Source organism: Actinophytocola sp., assembly GCF_035942955.1.
GTDB lineage: Bacteria > Actinomycetota > Actinomycetes > Mycobacteriales > Pseudonocardiaceae > DASYTH01.
Genome location: NZ_DASZCQ010000081.1, coordinates 1 through 17,148, shown reverse-complemented (window position 1 = coordinate 17,148; position 17,148 = coordinate 1). Strand labels below are relative to the sequence as shown.

Below are 17,148 nucleotides of genomic sequence, written 5' to 3'. Positions count from 1 at the left end.
ACCTCGTCATCCTGGGGGGTGGGACGGGGGGTGTGTCGTCTTGTGATCTTTGTGGGAGCTTGTTCCGCCTACGGGATACGTGTGAGCGTTGCTATCAGGAGGGCTTTGATTGTGTGCATTCGGTTTTCGGCCTGGTCGAAGACGAGGGATGTGGGGGACTCGAAGACCTCGTCGGACACCTCGGCTGAGTTCAGGCCGGTTTCGGCGCACACCTCGGCGCCTACCCTGGTTTCGGCATTATGTAGAGCGGGGAGGCAGTGGAGAAATTTTACGTCGGGGTTTCTGGTGCTGGCCAGTAGGGTTCGGTCGACTCGGTAGTCGCGGAGCAGGTTTACCCGGCGGCGCCACTGGTCGGCGGCTTCGCCTATGCGGACCCAGACGTCGGTGTAGACGAAGTCGGCGTCCCGCACGCCCAGCTCGGGGTCATCGGTGTCGGTGACGACGGCGCCGGTGTCGCGGCAGATCTTCTCGGCCAGCTCGATTATCGGCTCGTCGGCACGTAGCGAGCTCGGCGACACGATTCGGATATTCATACCAATGGTGACGCCGGCGACGCGTAGCGAGTTTGCCACATTGCTCCGCCCGTCGCCCAGGTAGGCGACGGAGATCTCCGGCCACGGTTTCCTCGAGTTCTCCCTTATGGTCAACAGGTCGCACAGCGCCTGGGTCGGATGCCAGAGCTCCGTCAGGCCGTTCCAGACCGGCGCCTTCGCGTGCTTGTCGAGAATTTCGAGCGCCGCCTGCCGGTGACCTCGATAGAGAATGCCGTCGTAGAGCCGACCAAGAACCCGGGCGGTGTCCTTGATCGACTCCCGCTCGCCGATGTGCGAATTGGCCGAGTCCAGGTAGGTGACGTGCGCGCCCTGGTCGTAGGCGGCGACCTCGAAGGCGCATCGGGTCCGGGTGGATGGCTTTTCGAAGATCAGCGCGATCGTCTTGCCGATCAACCGCCGCCGCTCCCGGCCGGCCTGCTTTCTCGCCTTGAGCCGCGCCGCCAGCGCGAGCAGATAGTGCAGCTCCGCGGGTGTCAGGTCGTTGTCCTTCAGCAGACTTCGCCCGCGGAGATCTGGTGGATGTGAGATGCTTCATACTGTAGCAGGATGGGCCACCAAGCCAAACCACACCCTTCCACGGGTGTGCCTTACGTTCAGGGGGCGATAGGGAGGCACCGTGCGAAGTGATGAGCCTCTGTTGGGACTGCGGAGCATCACGAATCGGGTCGTTGACGAATGTGTCAAGCGGCCGAACGGGTCAAGCCGAAAGCTCCCCATCGTCGTCGCGCTCGGCCCACGGGGCACCGGCAAGACCGCTTTGCTGCAGACGATCGAAGATCGATGCAGTGACCGGGTGCCCTTTGCTCGCCTTGACCTGGAGGAAATGTCGGAGGCGCGCCCCCGGGAGATCGTCACGAGTTTGGCATTCGACCTGAGCCGGGACTGCCGGCAGTTCGGCCGGCTGGCGTTTCCCGCCCTGACCCTGTGCCTGCTCGTCGTCGGCAACGCCCTGAACCTGCAGAATAGGCAAGAGGCGCTCGGCGACCTGCGAAGCCTGCTGAGTCGCAAACAACCGATGGACAAGTACGGGGAGGACATCGGCGAGCTGGTGCAGCTCGTCGGGAAGTTCGGCCTGCCTGGGTGGGCGCCGTCGGCGACCGACCTGCTGTTGCGAGGGCTGGGCTGGGTGGAGCGCAGGCGGTGGCTCAGCTCCGTCAGGAGGCTGTCGCAGGGCCAGGCCGATCCTCGTGACGTCCTGATCGATCTGAAGAAGAAGGAGCAGGGTAAGGAAGACAGTCAGAAGGCGGTCGACGTGACGTTTTGCGAGGCGTTCCTGACCGACCTGCGCCGCGCGTTCGTGGGAGGTCTCAACCGCTCCCGCCGCACCGCCAACTGCGTCGTGCTGCTCGACAACATTCACACGCTCAGCGGCCGCCTCTTTCTGGACATTTTGACTCAGCTCAGACGCAAGGCCGAAGGCGACCCCGACCCGATGGTCGTCATCGGCACCAGCCGATGCTGGCATCCTTCGTGGAACGCCAAGTGGCGCCGGCCGGGCGCGGCGCCGGCTGGTAACGACGCGCGACCGGCGCCGCGCCGGCCCAGCGACGTCGACGATGATTGGCGCGACTCGGTGCCGAACGAATCATCGCCGGATTTCTGGTACCTGGTGGAGCTCGGCCATCTCAGCGAGCACGACACCATTGACGTGGCCGCGGAGCACAAGGTCGTCCTGCCGCATGTGCCCACTTTCGTGCATCGGCTCACCGATGGCCACCCGTGGGCGGTGCGGCGGATGTTCGACGAGATCGTGACCCTCGCCAATCCGGCGGAGATGCCCGACCTACGCGAGCTGTTCGCCGCCAACGGAGCCATCGCCGACGAAGCCTTGGACTATCTCCTGCAGGACCTCGACAGCCCGACCCAACGTCGCGACCTGATCACCGCCAGCGCTGGACGCGGTATCGAGTTTCTGTCCGACTCGGAGATCCTGCAATCGGATATGCCGGATGGGGAAAGCGCCCTCCACCATGCCCTGAGCAACAACTTGTGGCTGGTGTACGAATCCGACGAAAAAGGATCGCAGTACGTGCTCAACCCGTGGCTGCGCAGGCTCCTGCTGCTGAAGCTCGCCGCGCGGGACGACACCAGCCCCATCGGATGGACGCAGGTGCATACCCGGTGTCGCGATCTCCGCGAGAAACAGGGCCACAGCACCGACGCCCGATATCACGACCTGGCACTCGGCGACATCGCCGCCGTGGTCGCCCACCTGCGCGCGCCGTTCGATTCCCTGACATCCCCGTTCGACCTCGAGACGGCCAAGCAATGGCTGAAAGAGTTCGACGCCATCACGGCCGCCCCGAACCGTCTGCCTAATCAAGAGGACCCACGTGTCCAGGTCGAAGAGTTGATCAGGGACCTGGAACCGATCGGCTCCTTCGAGATGGCAATGCCGAGGCTGGTCGCGGCCTCGTGGATTTCCAACGACCCGCTGGGGGATCCCAGAAACACCCTCAGGCCGGTCATCGCCAGCGCGTACGAGCACCTCGCGCGGCGGCGCGGCCACGGATCAATTCTGCTGTTCGACCGGGCGGAGATGTACCGACAATGAGCAATCAGGGAGCGTCCAAGGTCAGCGTGCCGGCTCCGCGGCTGAAGAAACCGCTGCTGATCGGACTGGCGGTGCTCGCGGTCATCGGGCTGGTGGTGGGGATCATCGTCGTGACGACGAGCATTCAGACGGCGCAGCACACGTGCGCCCCCGGCGTCGAGAAACCCGGCGACAGCCAGGAGTGCGTCGGGGTGACCGATGGGAGCTTCGTCTTTTCGCCCGAGCTTGCCGATGTCGAGCGCCGCATCCACGAGGAGAACCTCGCGGTGGCGGCGACCGGCAACCCCAGCGTGAGCATCGCGTATTTCCTGCCGATGACCCGCGCCGCGTCGGACACGCAGCCGCTGACCTGGGTCCAGCATCAGCTCGAAGGCGCGTTTCTCGCGCAGCACCGGGCGAACCACGACACCGCCTCCGGCGGTAACCGTCCACTGATCCAGCTCCTGCTGGCCAACCCGGGAAGCAGGATGACCCAGTGGGAGCCGGTCGTGGCGGAGCTCGAGCGCCGGACGTCGTCCGCGGACCGCCTGGTCGCGGTCGCCGGGATCGGGCTGAGCCTGGAAACCGCCCGCAAGGCGATGCGCCGCCTCTCCGACGGGCAGATCCCGATCATCGGCTCGACCATCACCGCCGACGATCTCAGCGAGATTCCCGGTCTGCTGCGGGTGGCATCCCCCAACTCCGCGCAGGCCGCGGCCGCGGCAGCCTATGCCAAACAGACCGCGCGCACGGCGCTGCTCATCCGGGACACGAACAACTCCGATCTCTATCCGACGACCCTCGCGTCGTCGTACACCCAGGGATTCACCGACGACAGCCACCGGTTCGCGGGCCAGACGGAGCTGTACGACTCGAGCCTGCCCGGCGTGTCCAACACCTTTCTGCAGATGATCCCCAACATCTGCCTCAGCAGGCCGGACATCGTGTTCTTCGCCGGCCGGGGCGTCGATCTGGCCGAACTGGTCATCCAGCTCGGCAGCCGCAACTGCCAGGACCAGCACATCACGATTCTGAGCGGCGACGACGTGTCCATCGTTCCGTTCGAGCAGGACAGCATTCGCCGGGCCTTGGAATCGGGGATCACCGTCCGCTACACCGCGCTTGCCCATCCGGCGGCCTGGACCAGCGCGCCGACGGCATTCTCGGCGGGCTCGGTGCAGGTCTTCACCGACGACGCCGCGAAGTGCTCGACCTGCCTGCGTGCTCTGTTCCCGGACAACACCCTCGAGGACGCCAGCGCGATCATGGCGCACGACGCCGTGCTGACCGCGGTGCGCGCCATCCGGCTGGCGTCGGGCCCTTCGGGTGGCGTGGTCTCACCCCGCGACGTGCTGCAGGTCAAGAACCGGCTGCACGGCACCGGTGCGATCCCCGGCGCCAGCGGATGGATGTCCTTCGACCAGCATGGCACCGCCTTGGACAAGGTCGTTCCGATCCTCGAGGTAGGACCAGACGGAACCCGCGCGTTCGTTCAGCTGTCCGCCCCTTCGGTCACACCGCCACAGTGATGCCGACGTGGCCAACCGATGGTCGGCCGGTCCGGCACACGGGGCGGCCGGCAGTGGACCTGTATCGGGATTGGTTGAGAACACGACGGTGATGTTTGCGCTTATTATGCAGCCGGTGAGTAATAGTTGAATTGCGGTGGTCAGTAGGAGTTCCAAGAGCTTGTGTCGTTTCATGGGTGGCCTCCTTTTGTGCTGGCTCAGGTATATCAGCTGGTAGCGGGGTGGTTCTCGTCCCGTTCGGGACCTCCTGGGCGGGATGGTCCCGGGTGTTGCGGGGTGCGGGCGGGGTGTGGTGTGATGCCGGCATACATTGGCCGTATGAGGGGCCCCGCATGAACTTCAACGACGAAGTCGACTGGCCAAGTGTCTTCGGCGAGCATATTAGACGGCCGGGTTTGGCCGATCCGAAGAATCGGCGGCGAAATGTCTATGTTTGCACGATGCTCTTCCTCGAGGCGGGGCTGAGGGAAATTGATGATCAGCTCGCCGGGCGGAGCCGGGCGTGGAAGGACGAGCTGGCCTGGGCGCGGATCCCGCGGACGATCCTGGTGCGGCGGGCCCGGCGGATCGCCGGCGAGGAGTTGAGGAAGCGCGGCCTGCGGGTGGGGGAGGGCGGGTTCAGGGAGCGGTGGCCGGAGATGGCGAACTTCCTGGTGTGCCTCGTCAGATATGCGTGTACGGCTCCACGGTGGCGGGCGATCCTGGACTACGGGCCGCGCCGGGCGCTGGCGGCGTTGCCCAGGGTGCGCGGTGGCGAGCTGGCGCTTGCCGATCTCGTGACCCGCATCGCCAAGCACGACCTGCGGCTGCGGGTCCGCATGGCGAAAGGCTGGCTGTTCCAGCTTTCGCTGGCGATGGACGCGAAGTGGAAGGCGGTGGCCAACAAGGCCTACCGTGAGCTGCTCGAGGCCTACGCCGAGCGGTGGATGCCGGTGTATGACGAGGGCATCCGCCAGCTCGGCGCGAAGCTGCGGCCGGGCCTCACGTCGATGAGGCTGAGCGCGATGGTCTCCGCGCAGATCAGCGGTTTCGCCGAGCACATCGCGGGCACCGGTGACGAGGCGTACCTGCACGGCGAGGACTGCGTGGCGTTGTTCGCCGATTCCGTCCAGCTACTGATCTACGCCGCGATCGACCCGGGCGACGGCAAGACCGCGGCGGAGGCCCTGAGCGGCGTGCTGGGTGGCGATAATTGAGGGCATGGAGGCACGACCCGTCAACCTGACCGAGGCGCTGGCGTCGTTCGACGACGTCTACAGCCCTCGGATCGTGGCCCGCATGAACGACTACGACGTCCGGATCGCCCACACCAAGGGAGAGCACGTCTGGCACGTCCACGAGGACACCGACGAGTTCTTCCTCGTCCTCGACGGCCGGTTCGACATCGCCATGCGGGACGCCGACGGGCGCGAGACGAGTGTGACCCTGACCAAGGGGGACACGTTCGTGGTGCCGAGGGGGACCGAGCACAAGCCGTCCTCGCCCGGCGGGGCCATCCTCATGTTCGAACCGTCCGGGACGTCGACGACCGGAGACCGGCACGAGGGTGACGTCCCGGCCCATGTGGACAGCACCACCGGCCACGCCCTCACCTGATCCGCCGCCCGGAAGGCTGCCCCAACGGACGCTTCTCGCGGGGCTGAAGTGGACGGATAGTCCCGGGTAGCCGCCCGCCCGGGCGGCGATCCCCAGGAGACCAGTGAGGTTTGATCATGGTGCCGACGACGGAGGAAGAGGCGTACGCCGCCGGATGGGCGTGGAACCCGAACACCGGACGGGTCGAGCCGCACACCGAGGAGCAGGCGTACGAGGCCGGGTGGGCCTGGGATCCGGGCGACGGCAAGCCGATCCCGCGGGACGAGGAGCACGCGTACGAGGTCGGCTGGGGCTGGGATCCGGGCGACGGCAAGCCGGTCAGCCCGGACCAGCGCTGGTGAGCGTGCTGGACAGAGAGTCGACCTCGACGGAACGTTCCGATCCGGAGTAGGTTCACCAGTGGGCTACCGATGGGTAACACACTGGTGAGGAGGCGGCCGCCGTGGGCAGCGAAGCGCACGTGACCGAGAAGGAGGCCAGGGCCCTTGCCGAGGCGTCCCGCGAGACCGAGTGGGCCAAGCCGTCGTTCTGCAAGGAGCTGTTCCTCGGCCGCTTCCGGCTCGATCTGATCCACCCGCACCCGAAGCCGGACCCGGCGCTGGCCGAGAAGGGCGAGCGGTTCCTGGCCAAGCTCCGGGAGTACTGCGAGACGCTCGACGGCTCGGTGATCGAGCGCGAGGACCGGATCCCCGACGACTACGTCAAGGGCCTTGCCGAGCTGGGCTGCTTCGGCATCAAGATTCCCGAGGAGTACGGCGGCCTCGGGCTCAGCCAGGCCGCATACAACCGGGCGCTGATGCTGGTCGGCGGCGTGCACCCGAGCATCGGCGTGCTGCTGTCCGCGCACCAGTCGATCGGCGTGCCGGAGCCGCTCAAGCTGGCCGGCACCCCGGAGCAGAAGCAGAAGTTCCTGCCGCGCTGCGCCAAGGGTGCGGTGACCGCGTTCCTGCTCACCGAGCCCGACGTCGGCTCCGACCCGGCCCGGATGGCGTCCACCGCGGTGCCGACCGAGGACGGCGAGGCCTACGAGCTGGACGGCGTGAAGCTGTGGACCACCAACGGCGTCGTCGCCGAGCTGGTCGTGGTGATGGCCAGAGTGCCGAAGTCCGATGGCCACCGCGGCGGGATCTCCGCGTTCATCGTGGAGGTCGACTCGCCGGGCATCACCATCGAGCGGCGCAACTCGTTCATGGGGTTGCGCGGCATCGAGAACGGCGTCACCCGGTTCCACAAGGTGCGGGTGCCCAAGGAGAACCTGGTCGGGCGCGAGGGCGAGGGCCTCAAGATCGCGCTGACCACGCTCAACGCCGGGCGGCTGTCGATCCCCGCGGTGTGCACCGCGGCCGGGAAGTGGGCGCTCAAGATCGCCCGGGAGTGGTCGAACGCCCGGGTGCAGTGGGGCCAGCCGGTCGGCAAGCACGGGGCGGTGGCCAGCAAGCTGGCGTTCATGGCGGCGACGACGTACGCGCTGGAGGCGATGCTCGACCTGTCCGCCCAGATGAGCGACGAGGAGCGCAACGACATCCGGATCGAGGCGGCGCTGGCGAAGCTGTGGGCGAGCGAGATGGCCTGCCTGATCGGTGACGAGCTGGTGCAGATCCGCGGCGGGCGCGGCTACGAGACCGCCGAGTCGCTGGCCGCGCGGGGCGAGCGGGCGGTCCCGGCCGAGCAGCTCGTCCGGGACCTGCGGATCAACCGGATCTTCGAGGGCTCCAGCGAGATCATGCGCCTGCTGGTGGCCAGGGAGGCCGTCGACGCGCACCTGCAGGCCGCAGGCGACCTGGCCAATCCGGAGGCCGACCGGAAGAGCAAGGCCAGGGCGGCGGCCAAGGCGAGCGGCTTCTACGCCAAGTGGTTGCCGCAGCTGGTCACCGGAAAGGGCCAGCTGCCGACGTCGTTCCGCGAGTTCGGTCCACTTGGGACACATTTGCGGTACGTCGAGCGAACGGCGAGGAAGCTGGCCCGCTCGACGTTCTACGGCATGGCCAGGTGGCAGGCCGGGCTGGAGAAGCGGCAGGGATTCCTCGGCCGCATCGTCGACACCGGCGCCGAGCTGTTCGCGATGTCCGCCGCCTGCGTGCGGGCCGAGATGCTGCGCGCCGACGACGCCGAGCAGGGCGCGGCGGCCTACGAGCTCGCCGACGTGTTCTGCCAGCAGGCCCGGCTGCGGATCGAGAAGCTGCTCGACGGGCTGTTCTCCAACACCGACGACGTAGACTACAAGCTCGCAAAGAGCACTTTGGACGGTCGGTACACCTGGCTGGAGGCGGGCGTGATCGATCCCAGCGAGGGCACCGGCCCGTGGATCGCCACCTGGCTGCCGGGACCGTCCAAGGAGGAGAACGTGGCCCGCCGCTACCTACCGTCCACTCGGGAAAAGCCGGGCCCCGCGAAGAAGACCGCCGCGGCCGCGCGCACCACCCGCAAGCGCACCACGACCAGCCGGACCAGGTCGACCGGGAGCACGAGGAGCACCAGGAAGAACACCGAGAAGTAAGGTGACGCGGCTAACGGGCCACGGCGGGCAGCTGGCCACCGCGGTGGCGAGGGCGCACGGCATCGGCACCATGTTCACCCTGTCCGGCGGGCATGTCTTCCCGATGTACGACGGCGCGGTCAACGGCGACCCGCCGATGCGGATCGTGGACGTGCGGCACGAGCAGAGCGCCGTGTTCGCCGCGGAGGCGACCGGCAAGCTGACCCGCACGCCGGGCCTGGCCGTGCTGACCGCCGGGCCCGGCATCACCAACGGCGTCAGCGCCGTGACCACCGCGCACCTCAACGGCTCCCCGCTGGTGGTGCTCGGCGGGCGGGCGGCGCAGGCCCGCTGGGGCGCCGGGGCGCTGCAGGAGCTGGACCACCCGCCGCTGCTCGCGCCGGTGACGAAGCACGCGGGCACGGTCGGCAGCACCGCGGAGATCCCGGCCGCGATCCACGACGCACTGAGCCTGGCGGCCGCGCCCCACCGCGGCCCGGTGTTCCTCGACTTCCCGATCGACGTGCTGTTCAGCCACGCCGATGCCGAGGTGCCCGCGGTGTCCGCGCCGGCGCCGGTCGAACCGGACCCCGACGCGCTGGAGCGGGTGGCGGCCGCGCTTGCCAAGGCCACGAAACCCGTGCTGGTACTGGGATCCGACGTGTGGGCCGACCGGGCGGAGGCCGCGGCGCGGCGGGCGGCGGAGACCCTCGGCCTGCCCACGATCACCAACGGGATGGGCCGCGGCGTGCTGCCCGCCGGGCACCCGCTGCTGGTCACCAGGGCCCGCTCGCGGGCGTTCGGCGCGGCCGACCTGGTGATCGTCGTCGGCGCGCCGCTGGATTTCCGGCTCGGCTACGGGGAGTTCGCCGGCGGCGCCGCGGTCTGCCAGCTGGCCGACTCCCCGGGCGGGCTCGCGTCGCACGTGAAGCTGGCCGGCTCGGCGTACGGCGACCTGAGCCTGGCGCTGGACGGCCTGGTGGCCGCCTGGCAGCGGCGGGCGGGCCGGGCGTCCTACACCGACTGGGGCGCGGAGCTGCGCGCGACCGCCGACGCCGCGATCGCCGCCGACGCCGGGGTGCTGGACAGCGACGCCGATCCGATCCACCCGGCGCGCGTCTACCGCGAGCTGGGCCGGCAGCTGTCCGACGACACGGTGGTGATCGGCGACGGCGGCGACTTCGTGTCCTACGCCGGGAAGTTCGTCGAGCCGCGGAATCCCGGCTGCTGGCTGGACCCCGGCCCGTACGGCTGCCTCGGCACCGGGCTGGGCTACGCCATCGCCGCGCGGATCGCCCGCCCGTCGGCGCCGGTCGTGCTGCTGCTCGGGGACGGCGCGGCCGGGTTCTCCCTGATGGACGCCGACACCCTGGTCCGGCACGACCTTCCGGTCGTGATGATCGTCGGCAACAACGGGATCTGGGCGCTGGAGAAGCACCCGATGCGGTTCCTCTACGGCTACGACGTGGCCGCCGACCTGGCCCCGCGCACCCGCTACGACGAGGTGGTCCGCGCGCTGGGCGGCGCAGGGGAGATGGTGACGTCGCCGGCCGAGCTCGGTCCGGCGATCAAGCGCGCGTTCGACGCCGGCGTGCCCTACCTGGTGAACGTGATCACCGACCCCGCCGTGGCCTATCCCCGCTCCACCACGGGAATCTAGATCCCGTACACCTGCTGGCGGGCGGCCTGGTAGGCGGCGAGCACCTCGGCGCCGTCGGCGGCCGGATCGAGTGTCCGGGATGGACGGTGCCAGTCCGGGGGTTCGGTGCCGCCGGAGAGCACCCAGGCGGCTTGGCGGGCGGCGCCGAGCGCGACGTACTCGGCCGGGTCGGGCAGTTCAACCGGCACGCCGAACAGGGCCGCGGCCACCTCCTGCACCGCGCGCGAGCGGCTGGCCCCGCCGATCAGCAGCACCCGGCGCACCTCCACACCGGTGGCTCGCAGCGGCGCGATGCCGTCGGCCAGGCTGCACAGCATGCCCTCGACCGCGGCCCTTGCCAGGTTTGCCGGCGTCATGTTGGCCCCGCGCAGGCCGACCAGCGTGCCGGTGGCGTCCGGCAGGTTCGGTGTGCGCTCGCCTTCCAGGTAGGGCACCATGATCAGCCCGCCGGCGCCCGGCTTCGCCTGCAGGGCAAGGGAATCCAGCCCGGCCAGGTCGGTGCCGAGCAGCTCGGCGGTGGCGCCGAGCACCCGGGCGGCGTTGAGCGTGCAGACCAGCGGCAGGAACCGGCCGGTCGCGTCGCAGAACCCCGCCACCAGACCGGATTCGTCCGCGGCCGGCGCCTCGGCGGTGGCGAACACCGTGCCCGACGTGCCCAGCGAGACGACCACGTCGCCGGGCCGCAGCCCGAGGGCGAGCGCGGCGGCCATGTTGTCGCCGGTGCCCGGCCCGAGCACCGCGCCGTCGGCCGTGCGGCCGGCCTCCTCAGCCGGACCGAGCACGTCGGGCAGTGCCGGCTGCCGCCCGCCGAACGCGCTCTGCAGGACGTCCGGCAGCCATTTTCCGGTCTCCGGCGAGAAGTACCCGGTGCCCGAGGCGTCCCCGCGGTCGGTCGTGAGCCGCTCCGGCCGCCCGGCGAGCCGCCAGGTCAGCCAGTCGTGCGGCAGCACGACCGTGGCCACCCGGTCGGCGTTGTCCGGCTCGTGCTCGGCCAGCCAGGCCAGCTTGGTGACCGTGAAGCTGGCCACCGGCACCGACCCGGTGTGCCGCGCCCACCACCCCGCCCCGCTGCCGGCCACCAGCCGGCTCGCCTGCTCGGCCGAGCGGGTGTCGTTCCACAGCAGCGCCGGCCGGACCACCTCGCCGGCGGCGTCCAGCACGACCATCCCGTGCTGCTGGCCGCCGACGGCCACCGCGGCCACCGGCTCGCCCAGCCCGGCCGTAACCTCGCCGATCGCGTCCTGGCACGCCCGCCACCACGCCTCGGGATGGACCTCCGTGCCGTCCGGGTGGCCGGCGCGGCCCTCGGCGAGGACCGCGCCGGTCTCCGCGTCGGTGACCAGGGCCTTGGTGGACTGGGTGGACGAATCGATTCCGAGCACAAGCGTCATGCCCGGAATGATTCCAGGCAAGCGCATTCCCCCGCCAGGGAGCCGGGGGTCCGGCAAAGTCGCCAAGATCCCGGGCGTGTCCCGCGCTCAGGTAGCCGAATTACGCCTTCGCGCAGACGAGTGACGCGCCCACGGGGCCACCCCGAGCTCTGCGGCGCGGGGCATCCGACCGGCACCGAACTTCGCCAGCCCCTCAGGGGATCTCCCTCAAGTTGATCTTCGCGCACGGTGGATCTTCGCGTCCAACCCCTCGCCAGCCTCCACCGCTCCACGGCAGGACTCCGGCAAGTCGCCAAGATCACCTTGTGGAAACGACAACCGCGCCGCGCGCGCAGCGCGCAGCGCGGTCGTCGTTCCTGCACCCGATGCGGGCGACCCGACCAGCAGCTCTGCGATCATGCCTGCCACCCGGTGCCGTGCCCCGACTCTCCCGGGCAGGCGGCGAAGCCGGGCTATCGCAACGCGTCACACGGCTGCACCAAGGCAGAACACGCCTCCCCGAAGGCGAGACACACCGGCCAGAACCGCGATCCCGGGCGTGTCCCGCGCTCAGGTAGCCGAATTACGCGTTCGCGCAGTGAGTGGCGCGCCCCGGCACCACCACGCGGGGCACCCGGCCCGGCGTGATCGCCGCGCTGCCCGGTCGGGTCGCCCGAGTCGAGTGCAGAAAACGATGGCCGCGAGCCGATGCCCGGAGCCGTGGCCAGGGAGCCGGGGATCGTACCGGTCAGCGGGGTGGGGTCTCGTCGTTGTAGATGCGGGTGACGATGGTGCCGTCCCGGGTGATGTAGGCGTTGATCAGGCCGTCGGTGCTGTGCGGGGTGGCCAGCCGGCCGTTCGGGTCCAGCGCGATCGCGCCGCCAGTGGCGCCGAGGGCCGGGATCTTCTCGGTGATCACGTTGGCCGCCGCGCGCTGCACGGACCGGCCGCCGTACTCCATCTGCGCCGAGATGTCGTAGGCGGCGACGCCGCGGATGAACACCTCGCCGGTGCCGGTGCAGGAGATCGCGAGCGTCCGGTTGTTGGCGTAGGTGCCGGCGCCGATGATCGGGGAGTCGCCGACGCGACCCACCAGCTTGTTCGTCAGGCCACCGGTGGACGTGGCCGCGGCGATGTCCCGGTTGCGGTCGATCGCGACGGCGCCGACGGTCTCGCCGACGAGGTCCGCGGCGCTCGGCGGCGGGTTCTTGGCCGCGATGAGCGCGTCCCACCGGCGCTGGGTGAAGAAGTAGTCCTGCGTGGTGTACGGAACGCCGTTCTGCAGGGCGAAGATGTCCGCGCCGCGGCCGGCCATGAGCACGTGCCGGGAGCGCTCCATCACCATGCGCGCCAACGAGATCGGGTTCTTGGTGTTGTGCACGCCGGCGACCGCGCCGGAGCGCTGGTCGCGGCCGTTCATGATCGACGCGTCGAGCTCCTGCTCGCCGTCGGTGTTGAACACGGCGCCCTTGCCGGCGTTGAAGTTCGGGTCGTCCTCAAGCACCCGGACCGCCGCCTCGACCGCGTCCAGGCTCGGCCGGCCCTCGTTGATCGCGGCGACTCCGGCGCGCAGGGCCCGCTCGAGCCCGGATCGGAACGCCTGCTCCTGCTCCGGGGTGATGCTGCCGCGCGGCAGCGACCCGGCGCCGCCGTGCACGGCCATGACCACGTTGCGCACCACCGTGGCGCCGTCGGCGGTCTCCGGCGCCGCGGCGGCCGGGTCACCGGTCGGGGCGACCGCGCCGGCCGTCGATCCGGACAGCGCGCCCGCCAGGCCGAGCGTGATGGCCGCCAGGGGGATCAGGATTCCGCGTTGTGGGCGGGAAAACATGTGACCGACCTCCTCGAGGGTGTGAAAACGGTCGACCCCAACTCTGGTGCGGTGCGCGGAGCCGGGTCAACGGCCGGGAGTCGGGTGAACGGGACGGTGGTCGGCGGCGCGGGCGAATGGCAGGATGACGCGGTCCCCACTCGGTTGGTCTTCAACCCGAAGGAGTGCGCGCATGTCCGGCAAGTTCGAGGTGTACAACGACGCCGCTGGCAAGTTCCGGTTCCGCCTGAAGGCAGCCAACGGCGAGATCATCGCGGTCGGCGAGGCGTACGAGTCCAAGGCCGGGGCGCTCAACGGGATCGAATCGGTCAAGAAGAACGCGGCGGAGGCGGCCGTCGTGGACCAGACGTCCTGACGCCGGTGAAGGTGCTGCGTACGCCGGCGGACCGGTTCGACGGTCTGCCGGCGTTCGACTATCCGCCGCGGTACGCGGAGGTCTCCGACGGCGAGGGCGGGCGGCTGCGGATGGCCTGGGTGGAGGCCGGCCCGTCCGGCGGCGAGGTGGTGCTGTGCCTGCACGGCGAGCCGAGCTGGTCGTTTCTGTACCGAAAAATGATGCCGGTGCTCGCCGACGCCGGGCTGCGGGTCGTGTGCCCGGATCTGGTCGGGTTCGGGCGGTCGGACAAGCCGGCCGCGCGTGCCGACCACACCTACGCGCGGCACGTGGAGTGGGTGCGCGCGCTCGCGTTCGACGTGCTGGAGCTACGCCGGGTGACCATGGTCGGGCAGGACTGGGGCGGGCTGATCGGGCTGCGCCTCGCCGCCGAGCACCCGGACCGGTTCGCCCGGCTGGTCGCGGCCAACACCGGGCTGCCGACCGGCGAGCACCGGATGCCCGAGGTGTGGCACCGCTTCCGTGAGGCCGTCCAGCAGGCGCCGCGGCTGGACGTCGGCCGGTTCGTCCAGGCCGGCTGCCGCACCCCGCTGCCGCCGGAGGTGCTTGCCGGCTACGACGCGCCGTTCCCGTCCGACGAGTACACCGCGGGGCCGCGGGCCATGCCGGGCCTGGTCCCGACCACTGTGGACGATCCGGCCGGACCGGCCAACCGGGCCGCCTGGGCCGCGCTCGGCACGCTGCCCATCCCGATGCTGGTCGCGTTCAGCGACGGCGACCCGATCACCGGCCCGATGGGCCCGATCCTGCAACGCCACGCCGCCGGCGCCCGGGGCCGCGCGCACCCGGTCATCACCGGCGCCGGGCACTTCCTCCAGGAGGACGCGGGCGAAACGCTCGCCGAGCACATCGTGGCGTTCGTGCGGGAGACCTAGCCGAGCCGCAGCGTCGCCACCCGGCCCTGCTCCCCGGACGCCCAGCAGGATCCGTCGCGCGTGCAGTCCACGGTGTCGAAGCTGCCGGCGTCGAACTGCCGCCAGCCGCGGCCGCCGTCGAGGGTGACGTCGCTGCCGGTCGGGCCGACGGCGAAGGCGACGCCGGGGAACCAGGGGTGGAAGGTGACGCCGGAGCGGTAGCCCTGCGGCGCCGTGCTCGGCTCCGCCCAGGTTCGGCCGCCGTCGCGGGTGAAGGCCAGCGCGTCGACTCCGTTGGCGGGGTTGGCGAAGTCGCCGCCGACCGCGATGCCGTCGTGCCGGTTGCGGAACGCGGTGGCGAACACGCCGGCGCTGGAGCTGCTGGCCAGCGGGGTGACGCTGACCGTCCAACTGCGACCCCGATCGGCGGAGTGCAGCACCCGGGCCTGCGCGCCGCCGCCGGTGGCGATCCAGGCGTCGCGGCCGCCGGCGACCGTGAGGCACTGCCCGCTGGCGGCGAACGCGAACTCTCCGGTCAGGGCCGGCGGCATCCCGCCGTCGGGCAGCACGGTCCAGGAGCCGCCACCGTCCGATGTGGACAGAACGCGGAACTTGCCGCCGACCGGGTCGCTGAGCGCGAGCCCGTGCCTGCGGTCGAAGAAGGCCATGCAGTCGTAGAACGCGGTCGGCTCCGTGTTGCGGAAGGTCTCCGTCCAGGATGCGCCGCCGTCGGTCGTGCGGTAGACCCGGGACGCCTCGCCCTCGCCGATGCTGAGGATGACCGCGTTGTGCGCGTCGAACGCCTCGATGTCGCGGAACTGCAGCCCGGCCACGTCCGGCGGGGAGACGTTGCGCCAGGACCGGCCGCCGTCGGTGGTCCGCAGCACGGTGCCGAGGCTGCCGCTGACCCAGGCCACGTTGCGGCTGACCGCCGAAAGGCCGCGGAACCTGGCCGCGACGCCGGTCGGGGACAGCTGCCAGGTGAGGGTGGCGCCGCCCACCGACGGCGGGGTCGCGCTCGCGGCGGCGGGAAGCAGGCCGAGGGTGAGCGGCAGGAGGGCGGCGATGGCGAGGGCGCGCTTCATGGCTGCGAAACCTACCGCCCCACCCGAGAATCACACAGGTGGAATTCCCACCTGCGATCATGCCGGCACTCGCAGTGACCATCGGGGAGACGACGTGAATGCGCACAAGAAGCCACCGTTCCGCCGCCGGCGGCTCGGCAAGCGGTTGCGAACCATGCGGGAAGCCGCCGGCCTGACCCTGGAGACGGCCGCGCCCAGGCTGGACCTGACCCGCAGCTCGCTGTTCCGCATCGAGAGCGGCGCGACCCGCGCCACCGTGCATCTCGTCCGGTCGATGATGGACCTCTACGACCACTACGAGGAGGGCCTCCTCGACGCCGTCCGCGACGCCCTCAAACCGAGCTGGTTCACCAAGTACGGCATCCAGGACTTCGGGTACCTCGATGTGGAGACCGAAGCCAGCCGGGTCTGCGACTACTCGGGAATGAACCTGCCCGGTTTGCTCCAGACCGAAGCCTATATCCGAACGATGTTCGCCGGATTTCGCCGGCGCTGGAGGCCGGACCAGGTGGACAACGAGGTCGCAGTGCGGCTGATCCGTCAGGAGCGGCTCACCAGCGAGGACGATCCGCTCGAGCTGGTGGCCATCGTCGACGAGGCAGCCCTGCGCCGCGATTTCGGCGAGCCGGAGACCCTGCGCGCTCAGCTGTACCACCTGATGGAGATGGCGCGGCTGCCCACGGTGTGGCTGCACGTGCTGCCGCTGAAAGGAGGCCCGACCACCGCCACCGACGGCGCGTTCACTCTGCTCGAATTCGCCGAGCCCGACGAGCCGCCGCTGCTCTACCACGAGTACGTGACCGGGGCGCTGCACATCGAGAACGAGGAGGAGCTGCGCGAGGCTAGACTGGTGTTCGACACGCTACGGGGCGAGGCGCTCAACCCGACCGAGTCGGTGATGTTGATCGAGCGACTGGCCGCTCAGTCATGAAAGAGGCGATCACGATGTCCACTGTGGACCTTCGGGCGCTGGGCTGGCGCACGAGCAGCCGCAGCTCTGCCAGCGGCAGCAACGCCAACTGTGTCGAGATCGCCTTTGCCGGGTCCGTGGTCGCCGTGCGGGATTCCAAGAACCCGGCCGCCGGCACGCTCACCTTCCCGGCCGCCGCCTTCACCGCCTTGGTCCGGCATTAGCTTTCCGTAGCCCGCCGGATCACTTTGGCCTGCCTGTCCTCACCGGGCGGGCACGTACGCCGGCAGGGTGGCGTCGACCTCGAAGCCGCCGTCGGGTGTCGGGCCGGCGTGCAGTGTGCCGCCGACCAGCTC

General features: G+C 70.1%; 15 protein-coding genes. 11 read left to right on the top strand and 4 right to left on the bottom strand.

The annotated features are described in order from the left end of the window. Window positions 1-68 precede the first annotated feature (68 nt). Window positions 69-1,082, bottom strand: a complete 1,014-nt coding sequence (gene argF, locus VGX25_RS08665) for an ornithine carbamoyltransferase (protein WP_326917119.1) — start codon at window positions 1,080-1,082, stop codon at window positions 69-71. An 88-nt stretch (window positions 1,083-1,170) separates the two neighbouring features. Here argF and VGX25_RS08660 point away from each other — a divergent pair, with 88 nt between their 5' ends. The 7 genes from VGX25_RS08660 to VGX25_RS08630 all read left to right on the top strand — a co-directional run bounded on the left by VGX25_RS08660 (window position 1,171) and on the right by VGX25_RS08630 (window position 10,348). After that, window positions 1,171-3,108 carry a hypothetical protein gene (locus VGX25_RS08660; protein ID WP_326917109.1) on the top strand — a complete coding sequence of 646 codons (1,938 nt, stop codon included), beginning with the start codon at window positions 1,171-1,173 and terminating at the stop codon, window positions 3,106-3,108. Then, complete coding sequence (locus VGX25_RS08655) at window positions 3,105-4,616, top strand: hypothetical protein (protein WP_326917108.1); 1,512 nt, start codon at window positions 3,105-3,107, stop codon at window positions 4,614-4,616. The genes VGX25_RS08660 and VGX25_RS08655 overlap by 4 nt, the downstream gene beginning before the upstream one ends. A gap of 440 nt (window positions 4,617-5,056) precedes the next feature. Beyond that, window positions 5,057-5,812, top strand: a complete 756-nt coding sequence (locus VGX25_RS08650) for a hypothetical protein (RefSeq protein ID WP_326917107.1) — start codon at window positions 5,057-5,059, stop codon at window positions 5,810-5,812. Between the two features lie 4 nt (window positions 5,813-5,816). Continuing rightward, a complete protein-coding gene (locus tag VGX25_RS08645; protein WP_326917106.1) occupies window positions 5,817-6,212 on the top strand; it encodes a cupin domain-containing protein in 396 nt (131 codons plus the stop codon). Window positions 6,213-6,328: 116 nt separating this feature from the next. Further along, the gene (locus VGX25_RS08640; protein WP_326917105.1) at window positions 6,329-6,553 is read left to right on the top strand and encodes a hypothetical protein; all 225 of its coding nucleotides are present in this window, start codon (window positions 6,329-6,331) and stop codon (window positions 6,551-6,553) included. Window positions 6,554-6,654: 101 nt separating this feature from the next. After that, on the top strand, window positions 6,655-8,709 hold the full coding sequence (locus VGX25_RS08635) for an acyl-CoA dehydrogenase family protein (RefSeq protein WP_326917104.1): 2,055 nt from the start codon (window positions 6,655-6,657) through the stop codon (window positions 8,707-8,709). A gap of 1 nt (window position 8,710) precedes the next feature. Further along, window positions 8,711-10,348 (top strand): acetolactate synthase, encoded by a 1,638-nt coding sequence (locus VGX25_RS08630; protein WP_326917103.1) that lies wholly within the window; start codon window positions 8,711-8,713, stop codon window positions 10,346-10,348. On the opposite strand, the gene xylB is transcribed toward VGX25_RS08630, so the two are convergent. Beyond that, window positions 10,345-11,739 carry a xylulokinase gene (xylB, locus tag VGX25_RS08625; protein ID WP_326917102.1) on the bottom strand — a complete coding sequence of 465 codons (1,395 nt, stop codon included), beginning with the start codon at window positions 11,737-11,739 and terminating at the stop codon, window positions 10,345-10,347. The two genes, VGX25_RS08630 and xylB, sit on opposite strands and share 4 nt — an antisense overlap. Window positions 11,740-12,466: 727 nt before the next feature. Continuing rightward, window positions 12,467-13,549 (bottom strand): isoaspartyl peptidase/L-asparaginase, encoded by a 1,083-nt coding sequence (locus VGX25_RS08620; RefSeq protein ID WP_326917101.1) that lies wholly within the window; start codon window positions 13,547-13,549, stop codon window positions 12,467-12,469. A gap of 172 nt (window positions 13,550-13,721) precedes the next feature. Between VGX25_RS08620 and VGX25_RS08615 the strand changes: the two genes are divergently transcribed. Both VGX25_RS08615 and VGX25_RS08610 read left to right on the top strand, forming a co-directional pair. Beyond that, on the top strand, window positions 13,722-13,904 hold the full coding sequence (locus tag VGX25_RS08615; RefSeq protein WP_326917100.1) for a YegP family protein: 183 nt from the start codon (window positions 13,722-13,724) through the stop codon (window positions 13,902-13,904). Window positions 13,905-13,909: 5 nt separating this feature from the next. Next, on the top strand, window positions 13,910-14,818 hold the full coding sequence (locus tag VGX25_RS08610; RefSeq protein WP_326917099.1) for a haloalkane dehalogenase: 909 nt from the start codon (window positions 13,910-13,912) through the stop codon (window positions 14,816-14,818). On the opposite strand, the gene VGX25_RS08605 is transcribed toward VGX25_RS08610, so the two are convergent. Next, window positions 14,815-15,882 carry an oxidoreductase gene (locus VGX25_RS08605; RefSeq protein WP_326917098.1) on the bottom strand — a complete coding sequence of 356 codons (1,068 nt, stop codon included), beginning with the start codon at window positions 15,880-15,882 and terminating at the stop codon, window positions 14,815-14,817. The two genes, VGX25_RS08610 and VGX25_RS08605, sit on opposite strands and share 4 nt — an antisense overlap. Window positions 15,883-15,976: 94 nt before the next feature. Here VGX25_RS08605 and VGX25_RS08600 point away from each other — a divergent pair, with 94 nt between their 5' ends. Both VGX25_RS08600 and VGX25_RS08595 read left to right on the top strand, forming a co-directional pair. After that, window positions 15,977-16,813: a helix-turn-helix transcriptional regulator gene (locus tag VGX25_RS08600; protein ID WP_326917097.1), complete on the top strand. Its 837-nt coding sequence runs from the start codon at window positions 15,977-15,979 to the stop codon at window positions 16,811-16,813. After that, a complete protein-coding gene (locus VGX25_RS08595; protein ID WP_414635734.1) occupies window positions 16,810-17,016 on the top strand; it encodes a DUF397 domain-containing protein in 207 nt (68 codons plus the stop codon). The genes VGX25_RS08600 and VGX25_RS08595 overlap by 4 nt, the downstream gene beginning before the upstream one ends. The last annotated feature ends 132 nt before the right edge of the window (window positions 17,017-17,148 follow it).